We start from the raw sequence: 12,597 nt of genomic DNA, 5'->3' as shown, positions 1-12,597 counted from the left end.
CGGCACTGCATGAGTCTTGACCAGCTGTACCAACAGATCATCCTGGAGCACTCCAAAGCACGCCACGGCAGCGGCCTGGCCGGCGCCGGAGTGCCCGAAGGGGCCAGCAGCGGCCAGTCGCACCAGCTCAACCCGGTCTGCGGCGACGAAATCACGCTGCGGGTGTCGGTGGCAGGCGGAAAGGTCAGCGAGCTGCGCTGGGACGGCGAGGGCTGTTCGATCTCGATGGCGTCGGCCTCCGTGCTGACCGACCTCGCCGAGGGACTGGATCCGGACGAGCTGCGCAGCGTGATCGACAGCTTCCGCGAGGTGCTGCGCTCCCGCGGCAAGGTGCCCGCCGACCCGGAGATCCTGGGCGACGCGGCGGCCTTTGAAGGTGTGTCCCGCTACGCCGCTCGGGTCAAGTGCGCGATGCTCTCATGGGTCGCTGCCGAGGACGCCCTCGGCCAGGCGGTCGCGGCCCAGAACCGTACCTCCTAGGTCCGTACCTCTTAGGACCCAAGCGGCCAGGACCGCAGGGGCCTCAAGGGGCCCAGCGGCGCCGCCGGACCAGCAATGTGAGCAGGGCGCCGAGGACGGCCCCCAGGGTGTTGGCCAGGACATCGGCCATCGTGGGATAGCGTCCGGGCAGGAAGAGCAACTGTGCAAGTTCGATGGCGCACGAGATCAGGAGCCCGGCGGCCGCGCCGACCCACCAGTAGCCACGGCCGATGATCAAGGCCACGAGGGCGCCCAGCGGAACGAAGAGCAGCACATTGGCGGCGGACTCCACAAAGCCGTAGTCGACCCAGCCGGGAATGCCTCGGCCGTGCAGCCACCTCAACGCCGCGCGCAGCAGCCCGGCGACCGGGCGGTCCACCGGCTGCGGCCACAGGGCGACGGCAGCCAGCACCGCGACGTAGGCGATGAGTCCCCACGTGGCCACGCGCTGCGGCCGCAAGGCATCCCCCTTCGGCAGTGGACAGGCATTTTCCTGAGTCTAGCCCCGCCGCCGCCGCGGGGTTAACCCAACTGGCTCGCAGTTGTTGTCGTTTTGAAGAGTCATAACGTCAACAACTGCGAGCCAGTTGGCCGGGGGAGAGCCGGTCAGTTCAGCAGGCCCGTGATCCCGATCGCCGCCGTCGCCGCGCCGAGCAGCATCGAAATGCTGACCAGCACGACGTGGACGGTGAGGAAGCGGGTGGCCTTGCCGCCGGCGTCGCGCGCCCGCGGGTCCTTCATGACCCGGCGCAGGAACTGGGGCCAGACGGCCAGGGACCAGACGCCGGCCACGATCAGGACGGCGGCCAGGGCACCGGGCAGCTCCATCGCCTAGTGGCTTTCGAGCCAGGCCTGGGCCTGCGTGGACTGGATGTTGAGGGCCTTGCCGACCATCGGCTCGGCCGCGTCGGCGATCTTCCCGCCCAGCAGCGGCACGGACGAGGTGACCGTTCCCTCCAGCTCGATCCGGGTGCTGCCGCCGTCGGCCACGAGGCGCTGCACGGCGTTGACGTCCAGCGGGGCGCCGGCGACCTTCAGCGAGATGTTGCTCTGCCGCGAACCGTCGGCCTCCGGGGCGCCCCAGCTCTCCAGCTGCGTCACCTTCAGGCTCTCACCGACGAACTTACGGGCCAGGTCCGGCATCCGGGTCGTGGGGATGGTGCGGACCGTCGTGGTGTTGAAGGCGCCGGAGGGGTCGCCGTCGACGGTAAACGATTCAAGGGTTCCGCCGACGAGTTCGCTGGTGTGGCGCAGGAAGTCCTCGTTGACGAAAACTGCCGTGACGCTCTCAACGCTGTGCGGAAGGGTGGTGGATGCACTCAGGGCCATTGGGGGTCCTCCATGGGGTGGGGCTGGACGTTTCGGGCTCCCAACATCCTACGCGGTGGGCCCCGCCGGTTCCGATTCGGCGGCTGGCTCCGTCTCTGCGAGGCGCTGCGCCGCTGCCGCGATATTCCGCGACATCGCGGGGAAAATGAGGCTGTGGAACGGCAGGACCGCGAGCCAGTAGAGCTTGCCGCTGAGGCCCTTCGGGAAGAAGATGGCCCGTTGCCGGTAGCGGCTGCCGGTGCCCTCGGGTTCGACCGAAAGTTCCAGCCAGGCCCGGCCGGGTGCCCGCATCTCGGCCCGCAGCCGGAGCAGCCGGCCGCGGTCGATCCGCTCGACCCGCCACCAGTCCACCACCTCGCCTTCGGCCAGCAGGTGCGGGTGCCGCCGGCCGCGCGCCAGGCCCGCGCCGCCGGTGAGCTTGTCCAGCCATCCGCGTACGCTCCAGGCCAGCGGCAGCGAATACCAGCCGTTGCGGCCGCCGATGCCTTCGATGATGGTCCAGACGTGTTTCGGGTCCACCGCACTGGAGTAGCTGCGCTCGTCGAGGTAGACGCGGTGGCCGGCCCACTCCGGATCGCTCGGCAGCGGATCGGCGTCGGCTCCGGCGCTGGCCCAGGTGGTCTCCACCTGGCCGTCCCGTTCCTTGCCCAGCGCCAGGGCGACGGCCCGCCGGTAGGGGGTGAGGCCGCCCTCCGGCAGCGGGATGTAGGAGTCGATGTCATGCTCCCGGGAGACGGCGTCGTGCTGCAGCGACTCCACCAGGGGCAGCGACATGGACAGCGGGATCGGCGTGGTCAGCGCGACCCACATGCCCGCGAGCTTGGGCGCGGGGATGGGAAGGGCAAGCACCACCCGGTGCGGGAGTCCGGCCTCCGCCGCGTACTCCTGCATCATCCCGGCGTAGCTGAGCACCTGCCGTGAGCCGATGTCGAAGGTGCGGTTGATCTTGCCCTCCAGCGACGCCGCACCGACAAGGTAGTACAGCACGTCCCGCACCGCGATGGCCTCGATCTTGTTCCGTACCCAGCTTGGGGCGGGCATCACCGGCAGGGTCTCGGACAGGTGCCGGATCATTTCGAAGGAGGCCGAGCCGGAGCCGATCACCACGCCGGCCTGGAACACGACCGCGTCCACCGGGCCGTCGAGGAAGACCTTGCCCACGGCCTCGCGGGAGCGCATGTGGGTGGAGAGCTCGGCGCCGGAGGGGTGCAGCCCGCCGAGGTAGACGATCCGGTCCACGCCGGCCCCCGCCGCCGCCTGCGCCGCCGTCTCGGCCATCGCCTTTTCCTTCGCCTCGAACCCGGCGCCGCCGGCCATCGAGTGGACCAGGTAGTAGAGCACGTCGACGCCGTCCAGCGCCTCCTGCAGCGCCGCGCCGTCGTCGAGGCTGCTCTGGACCACCTCGACCTGCTCCAGCCAGGGGACGCCGGCGATTTTGGCCGGGGTGCGGACCAGGACCTTCACCCGGTGACCGGCCTCAAGCAGCCGGGGGACCAGCCGGCCGCCGATGTAACCGGTGGCGCCGGTCACGAGCACGGTCTTCGGGTTCGTGGCGTTGGGGGTGCCGTTCATGGGTGGCTCCTTCATCATTGCGGATATAAGCCATTCGGAGCGCCGGCCGCGCTGGACTGCAGCCTGGACGGCCGGATCCCCGTCCTGCCAGCTTAGTCCCGGGTGCCGGCCCGCCTCCGGGTCGCGGTAGGCTGGAAGTACCCGGGATTCTTGCGAATTTCGGGTATTCGTGTTGCCTGCATGCCCGTGATCACCCCAGGAGTTCCCGCCATGAGCCTCAACGGCCCTTCTCTCACCGGTCTGCGGCGTGTCCTCGCCGAGGACACGTCCTTTGCCCGGGTGCAGGCCGAAGCGTCCCGGCCGTTCACGGCCCGCAGCGAGGACTACCAGATCAGCGCCCCCGCCGGGCTGCGCGCTGCGCTGCTCGCGGAGATGGCCGACGGCCTCGCGTCCGACGGCGGGGCTGCCGACGGCGCCGCCGCCCCGGTGGTGCTGGCCGTCACCGCCACCGGCCGCGAGGCCGAAGACCTTGCCGCCGCGCTGGGCGCCTTCCTGCCGGCCGGCACGGTCGCGGAATTCCCCAGCTGGGAGACCCTGCCGCACGAGCGGCTCTCGCCGCGCTCGGACACCGTCGGCCGCCGGCTCTCCGTGCTCCGCCGCCTCGCGCACCCCGAGGCCGGGGGCGCCCTGCGCGTCGTCGTCGCCCCGGTCCGGGCCGTGGTGCAGCCGATCGTGGCCGGGCTCGGCGAGCTGGTCCCGGTGACCCTCAAGCTCGGCCAGGAGGTCCCGTTCGGCGACGTCGTGAAGAACCTCGCCGACGCCGCCTACGCCCGGGTGGACATGGTCACCCGGCGCGGTGAATTCGCGGTCCGCGGCGGCATGCTGGACGTTTTCCCGCCCACCGAGGACCACCCGATCCGGGTGGAATTCTTCGGCGACGAGGTCGAGCAGATGCGCTGGTTCGCCGTCGCCGACCAGCGCTCGCTAACCGCGCCGGGCGTGCACCACCCCACCGAACTGCACGCCCCGCCCTGCCGCGAAATCCTGATCACGCCCTCGGTGATGTCCCGGGCCGCGACGCTGAAGTCCCAGCTGCCGGCCGCGGCGGACATGCTGGAAAAGATCGCCGGCGGCATCGCCGTCGAGGGAATGGAATCCCTGGCCCCGGTGCTGGTCGATTCCATGGTGCCCTTCCTGGACCAGTTCCCGGAGGGCTCCATCTCGGTGGTGATTGAACCCGAAAAGGTCCGCACCCGCGCCCACGACCTCGCCGCCACCAACGAGGAGTTCCTCGAGGCAGCCTGGTCCACGGCCTCCGACGGCGGGACCGCCCCGCTGGATTTGAGCTCCGCGGCCTCGGAGGCCCTGCACTCGGCGAGCTTCCGCTCGCTGGGCGAGACCCGCAGCACAGCCCTCGCGCACGGAGTCTCCTGGTGGTCCATCACCTCGCTCGCCAGCGACGAGGAACTGCTGCCGGAGATCGACGTGCTGAACCTGCACGCCCGCGAACCCCGCGGCTACCAGGGCGACGTGGCCGAGATGATGGACTTCATCGGTTCGCACGTGCGGGACCAGTGGCGGATCGTCGTCGCCACCGAGGGCCCCGGCCCGGCGCAGCGCCTCGCCGAACTGTTCCACGACAACGACATCCCGTGCGCCCGGGTGGAAACCCTCGACGCCGACCCGCAGCCCGGCCTGATCGAGGTGACCACCGCCGCCGTCGGCCGCGGTTTCGTCCTTGACCGGCTCAAGGTGGCCCTGCTGACCGAGGCCGACCTGCTGGGCCGCACCTCCGCCGGGTCCACCAAGGACATGCGCCGGATGCCGTCCAAGCGGCGCAACGCCGTGGACCCGCTGCAACTGCTGGCCGGCGACTTCGTGGTGCACGAACAGCACGGCATCGGCCGGTTCGTGGAGCTGATCCAGCGCAAGGTCGCGGGCGGGGGAGACGGCGTGCGCGAATACCTGGTGCTCGAATACGCGCCTTCCAAGCGCGGTGCCCCGGGTGACCGGCTCTTCGTCCCCACCGACCAGCTGGACCAGGTCACCCGCTACGTCGGCGGCGACACCCCGGTGCTGAGCAAGATGGGCGGCTCGGACTGGGCCAGCACCAAGTCCAAGGCGCGCAAGGCCGTCAAGGAGATCGCCGGCGAACTGATCCGGCTGTACTCGGCCCGGATGGCCTCCCGCGGCCACGCCTTCGGCCCCGACACCCCGTGGCAGCGCGAACTCGAGGAAGCCTTCCCCTACGTGGAGACCCCGGATCAGCTGACCACCATCAACGAGGTCAAGGCGGACATGGAACGGGAGATCCCGATGGACCGCCTGGTCTCCGGCGACGTCGGCTACGGCAAGACCGAGATTGCCGTCCGGGCGGCGTTCAAGGCGGTCCAGGACGGCAAGCAGGTGGCCGTGCTGGTGCCCACCACGCTGCTGGCGCAGCAGCACTACGAGACCTTCACCGAGCGCTTCTCCGGCTTCCCGCTGCGGGTCAAGCCGCTGTCCCGCTTCCAGGGCGCCAAGGAGGCCAAGGAAACGGCCGAGGGAGTGAAGAACGGCTCGGTGGACGTCGTGATTGGCACGCACCGGCTGCTGTCCAAGGACTTCGCGTTCAAGGACCTGGGGCTCGTGATCGTGGACGAGGAGCAGCGCTTCGGCGTCGAACACAAGGAAGCGCTGAAGAAGATGCGCACCAACGTGGACGTCCTGGCCATGAGCGCCACCCCCATCCCGCGCACCCTGGAGATGTCGCTGACCGGCATCCGCGAAACGTCCACGCTGGCGACCCCGCCGGAGGAGCGGCACCCCGTGCTCACCTACGTCGGCCCTTACACGGACAAGCAGACGTCGGCCGCGATCCGCCGCGAGCTGATGCGCGAAGGACAGGTCTTCTTCGTGCATAACCGGGTTTCCACGATCGAACGCACCGCCGCGAAGATCCGCGAACTGGTCCCGGAAGCCCGCGTCGAGGTGGCGCACGGCAAGATGTCCGAAAGCCGGCTGGAACAGATCATCGTGGACTTCTGGGAGAAGCGCTTCGACGTCCTGGTCTGCACCACCATCATCGAGACCGGGCTGGACATCTCCAACGCCAACACCCTGATTGTCGACGGCGCGGACAAGTACGGGCTCTCCCAGCTGCACCAGCTGCGCGGGCGCGTGGGCCGCGGCCGGGAACGGGCCTACGCCTACTTCCTCTACCCCTCCGAAAAGCCGCTGGGCGAGGTGGCGCTGGAACGGCTCAAGGCCGTAGCGACGCACAACGAACTCGGCGCCGGCATGCAGCTGGCCATGAAGGACCTCGAGATCCGCGGCGCCGGCAACCTGCTCGGCGGCGAGCAGTCCGGCCACATCCAGGGCGTCGGCTTCGACCTCTACATCCGGCTGGTCGGCGAGGCCGTGGCGGACTACCGGGGCGAGGCCGAGGAGAAGGCCGCGGAGATGAAGATCGAGCTGCCGGTCAACGCGCACCTGCCGCACGACTACGTACCCGGTGAGCGGTTGCGCCTCGAGGCCTACCGGAAGCTGGCCGCGGCACTGAGCAATGAGGCGATCGAGGAGGTCGAGGCCGAGCTCGTGGACCGCTACGGGGAGCTGCCGCTGCCGGCGAAGAACCTCATCGCGGTGGCCCGTTTCCGGGTCGGGGCGCGCGAGGCCGGCCTCACTGACGTCGCCCTGCAGGGCAACTTCATCAAGTTCTCGCCGGCCCAGCTGCCGGAGTCCAAGCTGATGCGGCTGGCCCGGATGTACCCCGGCTCGCAGGCGAAACCGGCTTTGGACGCGGTGCTGATCCCCAAGCCCAAGACGGCCCGGATCGGCGGCCGCGACTTGCAGGATGCCGAGATCCTGGCCTGGGCCAACGGCGTGATCGAGGCGATCTTCTCCGACGTCCCGCTCTCGGTGGGCTAAACCGTGATGGGAGGACACCACGCCGCGTCCGGGGCCGCGGCGTGGGTGGCTATTGCCTCGACCGGGCCCTACGCGCTGGGCTGGTATCCGCTGGATGCAACCGGCATCGTGATCGGCGGGATGGCAACGGCCGGGACTGCGCTGGTCTGCGACTGGGACCACCGCTCCAGCACGGTGGCGCATGCCCTGCCGCCGCTCTCGAACATGATCGCCGTGGGGATCGAGAATGCCTCCGGCGGCCACCGCCAGGGCACCCACTCGGTCCTCGGCGCCGCGTTCTTCGTGCTGCTCGCGGCCATGGCCGGGCAGGCCCAGCTGCAGACGGACTGGGGGCTGCTCTCCGTGGGCGCAGGGCTGCTGTGCATGTTCATGATCAACATTGCCGCAAAGGCGCTGAAGCTGTTTCCCAAGTACGGCTGGATCAGCAACTGGATCTTCGCCCTGACTATGGCGGGCCTGGTGACCTGGTTCGCGCCGCACCAGTGGTCCTGGCTGCCGGTGTCGATGCTCACCGGCGTCCTGGTGCACATCGTGGGCGACATGATCACCACCGGGGGAGTGCCGCTGCTCTGGCCGTTGGTGGTCAAGCCGCCGAAGTTCCTGCGCAGGCTGCCGTTGGTCAAGGACGTCTGGAAGGCCAACGGGGCATTTTCCATCCCGCTGCTGGGCCGGGCCGGCTCGCGGCGCGAATGGTTCGTGCTGATCCCGGTCAGCGCGTACGCCATGGTCGGGATGTTCTCCGCCGTGCTTGCCCTGGCCAAGGGGCACTTCCCGGCCGCCCTCGCGCTGGGGACCGCGCTGGTCAGCCGCCTGCTGGCCGTCGTCGGCGGCTAGGGCCGCCGCGCTTTTCCGCTGCGGTTCCGGACGTGCGCGGCCCGGATCCCGGGTGCCTTAGCCCGCATCCGCCGCGCTTGTCCGGACCGGCCGCTTAAACAACTGAAGCCCCGGAAAACCGGGGCTTCAGTTCGAAGCGTGGTTAGCTCTCGCCTGCGGAGTCGGAGCGGCCCGTGATGGTCTGCGGGATCCAGAATGCCAGGGCGAACAGGATGAGGCAGGCGGCCATCGGCCAGGGGTTGCCCAGGCTGAGGAAGGACAGCGAATACAGGGCGCCGAAGAACAGGGCCATCATCAGGACAAACAGCACGACGCTGGATGCCAGGCTGTTTTCGCCGCGCTGGGTCTTGGTGGTGTTGCTGGACATTCGTTCCTCCTCGGCCCCGCGGGGCTCAAAAACTGTGGCGGCAGCGGCTGTGACCGGTGCACGGTCAGTACGCGGACGAACCCTGTTCGCCCTTGACGATCGCGATGCCGGAGCTGGCGCCAATACGTGTTGCACCTGCAGCAATCATAGCCTGCGCGTCGGCGAGCGAACGCACGCCGCCCGAGGCCTTGACACCGAGCCCCGGACCCACGGTGCGGCGCATCAGGGCGACGTCCTCGGCCGTGGCTCCGCCGCCGTTGAATCCGGTGGAGGTCTTCACGAAGTCCGCGCCGGCCTCGACGGCGGCCTCGCAGGCGAGGACCTTCTGGGCGTCGTCGAGCAGTGCGGTCTCGATGATGACCTTCAGGATGGCGCCGCCGGAGTGGACGGCCTCGGCGACGGCGCGGATGTCATCCACCAGGGCGCCTTTGTCGTTTGCCCGTGCCGCGGCGATGTTGATCACCATGTCGATCTCGTCGGCGCCGTCGAGCACCGCGCCGCGGGCTTCGAAGGCCTTGACGTCGCTGGGGGTGGCGCCCAGCGGGAAGCCGATCACGGAGCAGCTCAGCACGCCGGAACCCCTGAGCGCGGTCTTGACGGTCTTGACCCAGATGGGGTTCACGCAGACGGACTTGAAGTGGTACTCGGCCGCCTCGGCGCAGACCTTCAGGACCTCGGCCTCACTGGCCTCCGGCTTGAGCAGGGTGTGGTCGATGTACGAGGCAATGTTGCCCGCAGCGCCCTGGTTGTCGGTGCCGGCGGCGTCGGTGGCCGTGTTGGCTTCGTTGCTCATGATGGTCCCTTTCCTGGCGGACCTGGTTCATGCCCGGTCCGGCGTGCTGACACGGCGTGTGTCGTGGCTTCTCAGTGCACCATCTTGCCATAACGCCACCCGGCCGGCGTCGGGCCTACGCCGCCTGCGCGAGGGGCTCTGAGAGGGACGCCTGAAGCAGCGCCGCGGCGCAGACGCCGGCGGCGGAACCGGCGGCGACCAGCAGGCCCAGCCGTACGCCGTCGTACGCCGCCGCGTCGCCGATGGCCCAGATCCCCGGCACGGAGGTGCGGTAGTCCGTGCCCACCACGATGCCGCCCTGCGGCGCGGTGGCCAGGCCGGCGGTGCGGGCGAGGCTGTCGCGGGAAACGCGCTCTTCGGCGAGGACTACGAGGTCCCCGCTCATGCTGGAGCCGTCATCGAACACGATCCCGGCGGCGGGCAGCGCGGAGCCGGCGAGGGTGGGGACGGCGGCGGACGGGCGCAGCGTGGTGCGGACGGGCCGGACGCCGCGCGCCCGGAGCACCGCCTCGGCCTGGCCCGCGGCGGTGCCGGTGCCCACCAGGATGCCCAGCGGCCTGCGGCCCAGGACCCGGGTGACGTCCTTGACGGCGTCGCCCAGGCGGGTGGCGTCATCAATCGTGGAGTAGCTGAGGCAGCGGCCCGCACCCTCGATCGGCGCGAGGGCCGGCGTCGAACCGGTGGCGATTACCAGCTGGTCGTAGCTGAACTCGAGGCCGTCCGCGGTGGTGACCCGCCGCTCCGTCGCGTCGATGAAGCTGGCAGGCTGCCCGAAGCGGACCGAGACCTGGGGCAGGGCGGCGAGTTCCAGCAGCTCCTCCGGGGCATCGTCGCGGTTGCTGAGCACGGTGATGCCGCCGGCGAAAGGGGTGCGCGTGAGCTGGCGGACCAGCGCCTGGGCGGCCGGACCGGCCCCGGCGACGACGATCCGCGGCCGGGTTTGGGCGGTGGCGGACACGGTGGAGATGGCGGACGCTTCCGTAACGGACATGTGCTGGCCCTTTCGCTGGTGGGCCGGATGTGGCCCGTGTTCTTGATGTTCCCCAGCGTAGGGGGCCGGCTTTTCGCGGAGGTTTCCGCGGTGTTGCAGTATTTTCGCGGTTCGTTCGCCAGTTGTTACCAGCTGGTAATGCCGTGGGTCACACCCGGATACGGTAGCCGCGCTTGACCACCGTCTCCACCAGGCTGCCGTCCGGCAGCGCGGAGCGGAGCCTGCTGACGGTCATGTCCAGGGCGTGGACCGATCCGCGCAGCTCCAGCAGTTCGGAGAGCGCGTCGCGGGACAGCACGGCCCCACCGGCACCCAGCAGCGCCCGCAGCAACAAGAGCGGCGCCGGGGCCAGCTCCACGGCCTCGCCGTCGATCCGCAGCGACCTGCCGCGCAGCTCCACCGCGCCCGAGGCGGTAGCCAGCCGCCGTACATGGTTCAGGGCCAGGTGTTCCACGACCAGCCGGATCAGGGCGCCCATCCGAAACCGTTCCGGGATCAGCGGCTGCACCCCGGCGTCGAGCAGCGGCTGGGCGGTGATGGGCCCGACGACGGCGGTGGCCACCGTGGTCTTCAGGCTCTCCACAAGCTGTTTGTAGAGGCCCATCTCGTGCGCCGTGCTCCACAGCGCATCGACGGCGGGGGCGCTTGTGAAGGTCAGCACGTCCAGGTTGCCGCCGCACGCCGCCTCGATCAGTTTCGGCAGCCGGTCCGCGCCGTCGGGCTTGACCCAGCGGTACGGAGTGACGGTCATGACGTTGGCGCCGGACATCCGCAGCCGCTCCAGCTGCCGGACATCGGTGTAGCCGTGCAGCTGCACGGCGACGGTCTTGCCCCGCACCCCCTCGGCCAGCAGCATGTCCACCAGGGTGGAGGTGGTCTCGTCGCTGCTGATCCCGACGTCGGCCAGGCCGGCCGCGCGGACGGCGCCGCGGGCCTTGGGGCCGCGGACGAACATCCGGGTGGCGCCGAGGGTTTCCAGCAGCTGTTCGCCGATGCCGAAGGTGTCCGCCGCCTCGCACCAGCGGCGCATGCCGTAGGCGGTGGTGGCGATGCAGAGCTCCGGCCGGGCCTCGATGATGGCGCGGGTGTCCTCGATCAGCCGCAGGTCTTCCTGGACCGGGGCGATCTTCAGCGCCGGGGCGTGCAGCACCTCCGCGCCGCGCCGTTCCAGGGCCTCGATCAGGTCCTGGGAACGGCGGTGCGAGGTGACCCCGATCCTGAAGCCCTCCAGCGGCAGCTCAGCCTTCTCCGGCGCTTCATCTGTGGCGGGTGCCCCGGGCGAGGGTGCTCCGGCGGCCTGCGCTCCCGGGCCGGCGGCGGCAATGGCCTCCAGCGCGCTCACGGCGCTCACGCTCCCACCAGGGACGCGGCGAGGCGGTCCAGTTCGGCTTCGGCTTCGGCACAGCCGCGGTTGGCCTCGGCCACCCTCACCACCTCGCCGATCACCAGCACGGCGGGGTTGCTGCAGTCCGCGGCCGCCGTCGTAATGCTGCCCAGTTCGGCGATGGTGGTCCGCTGGCCCGGGCGGTAGCCGCGTTCGACGACGGCCATCGGCATGTCCGCGCGCATCCCGGCGCGCCGCAGTCCCGCGGCCAGCTGGTGCAGGGTGCCAATGCCCATCAGCACCACGATGGTGCCGCCCAGCCCGGCCAAGTGCGTGTGTTCCTTCTCGGTCAGCGGGGCGTGTCCGGAAACCACGGTGAACATGTGGCTGACCTCGCGGTGCGTGACCGGGATCCCGGCCGCGGCGGGGACGGAGATGGCGCTGGTGACCCCGGAGACCACCCGCACGGGCACGCCCGCCTTCACGCAGGCGGCCACTTCCTCGCCGCCCCGGCCGAAGACGTACGGGTCCCCGCCCTTGAGCCGGACCACGTTCTTCCCGGCCAGGGCTGCGTCGACCATGAGTTCCTCAATGCCGGACTGGCTGACGGGGTGGTGGCCGGGCCGCTTGCCCACATCCACGAGCTCCGCCGTCGTCAGTGCGGGCAGTTCCTGGTAGGGGGCGAGCCGGTCATAGAACACGACGTCGGCGTCCCGCAGCGCCTGGACGGCCGCCACGGTCAGCAATTCAGTGGTCCCGGGTCCGCCGCCCACCAGGGTGACATGGCCGGCGGGGCCGGCGGCGGGCTCTGTCGCGACCGGGATGCCGGTCTCGTGGCAGCGCTCCAGCAGGGCCGCCCAGCCCGGCTGGCCGTCGTCGACCGCGGCGACCAGGAAGGGCCGCTCCGGCAGCGCGCCGTCGTGCGCCCCGCCGTCCGGGCGGCTGAGCCGGGACACCACGGCCCCGGCCGCCTGGTAGCGCCGGACGGCCTGGCGGGCGGCGGTGTCCGCGCCGGTGACGAGGACTTCGCGGCCGCTGAGATCGATGCTGAGCTGCAT

12 protein-coding genes are annotated in these 12,597 nt (G+C 70.4%); 3 read left to right on the top strand and 9 right to left on the bottom strand.

Annotation, left to right across the window (positions count from 1 at the left end; all coding sequences use genetic code 11):
* Positions 1 to 9 precede the first annotated feature (9 nt).
* On the top strand, positions 10 to 480 hold the full coding sequence (sufU, locus tag AC1DB8_RS12625; protein WP_441418440.1) for a Fe-S cluster assembly sulfur transfer protein SufU: 471 nt from the start codon (positions 10 to 12) through the stop codon (positions 478 to 480).
* A 43-nt stretch (positions 481 to 523) separates the two neighbouring features.
* Here sufU and AC1DB8_RS12620 read toward each other — a convergent pair whose 3' ends face one another.
* The 4 genes from AC1DB8_RS12620 to AC1DB8_RS12605 form a co-directional block, all read right to left on the bottom strand.
* Entirely contained in the window at positions 524 to 940 is a 417-nt protein-coding gene (locus tag AC1DB8_RS12620; RefSeq protein ID WP_441418439.1) for a VanZ family protein, read from the bottom strand.
* A 146-nt stretch (positions 941 to 1,086) separates the two neighbouring features.
* Positions 1,087 to 1,308, bottom strand: a complete 222-nt coding sequence (locus tag AC1DB8_RS12615; RefSeq protein WP_441418438.1) for an SCO4848 family membrane protein — start codon at positions 1,306 to 1,308, stop codon at positions 1,087 to 1,089.
* Between the two features lie 3 nt (positions 1,309 to 1,311).
* Complete coding sequence (locus AC1DB8_RS12610; protein ID WP_441418437.1) at positions 1,312 to 1,809, bottom strand: DUF2505 domain-containing protein; 498 nt, start codon at positions 1,807 to 1,809, stop codon at positions 1,312 to 1,314.
* A gap of 48 nt (positions 1,810 to 1,857) precedes the next feature.
* Positions 1,858 to 3,381: an SDR family oxidoreductase gene (locus AC1DB8_RS12605; RefSeq protein ID WP_476893222.1), complete on the bottom strand. Its 1,524-nt coding sequence runs from the start codon at positions 3,379 to 3,381 to the stop codon at positions 1,858 to 1,860.
* A gap of 210 nt (positions 3,382 to 3,591) precedes the next feature.
* On the opposite strand from AC1DB8_RS12605, the gene mfd reads away from it, so the two are divergent.
* Positions 3,592 to 7,230, top strand: a complete 3,639-nt coding sequence (gene mfd / locus AC1DB8_RS12600; protein ID WP_441418435.1) for a transcription-repair coupling factor — start codon at positions 3,592 to 3,594, stop codon at positions 7,228 to 7,230.
* Between the two features lie 6 nt (positions 7,231 to 7,236).
* Complete coding sequence (locus AC1DB8_RS12595) at positions 7,237 to 8,064, top strand: metal-dependent hydrolase (protein ID WP_441418563.1); 828 nt, start codon at positions 7,237 to 7,239, stop codon at positions 8,062 to 8,064.
* A gap of 142 nt (positions 8,065 to 8,206) precedes the next feature.
* On the opposite strand, the gene AC1DB8_RS12590 is transcribed toward AC1DB8_RS12595, so the two are convergent.
* The 5 genes from AC1DB8_RS12590 to cobA all read right to left on the bottom strand — a co-directional run bounded on the left by AC1DB8_RS12590 (position 8,207) and on the right by cobA (position 12,597).
* Entirely contained in the window at positions 8,207 to 8,431 is a 225-nt protein-coding gene (locus AC1DB8_RS12590; protein WP_175322755.1) for a hypothetical protein, read from the bottom strand.
* Positions 8,432 to 8,495: 64 nt separating this feature from the next.
* A complete protein-coding gene (gene deoC / locus AC1DB8_RS12585; RefSeq protein ID WP_441418434.1) occupies positions 8,496 to 9,224 on the bottom strand; it encodes a deoxyribose-phosphate aldolase in 729 nt (242 codons plus the stop codon).
* A gap of 115 nt (positions 9,225 to 9,339) precedes the next feature.
* Positions 9,340 to 10,215, bottom strand: coding sequence for an FAD-dependent oxidoreductase (locus AC1DB8_RS12580; RefSeq protein WP_476893221.1), 876 nt, complete (start codon positions 10,213 to 10,215; stop codon positions 9,340 to 9,342).
* A gap of 148 nt (positions 10,216 to 10,363) precedes the next feature.
* Positions 10,364 to 11,452: a uroporphyrinogen-III synthase gene (locus tag AC1DB8_RS12575; protein ID WP_476893289.1), complete on the bottom strand. Its 1,089-nt coding sequence runs from the start codon at positions 11,450 to 11,452 to the stop codon at positions 10,364 to 10,366.
* Positions 11,453 to 11,562: 110 nt separating this feature from the next.
* On the bottom strand, positions 11,563 to 12,597 hold the full coding sequence (gene cobA, locus AC1DB8_RS12570; protein ID WP_476893220.1) for a uroporphyrinogen-III C-methyltransferase: 1,035 nt from the start codon (positions 12,595 to 12,597) through the stop codon (positions 11,563 to 11,565).

The sequence above is a fragment of the Arthrobacter sp. 10N410 genome (genome assembly GCF_056394945.1).
Note: the sequence above shows the minus strand (reverse complement) of the source record. Positions and strands in the feature narration are given on the sequence as shown.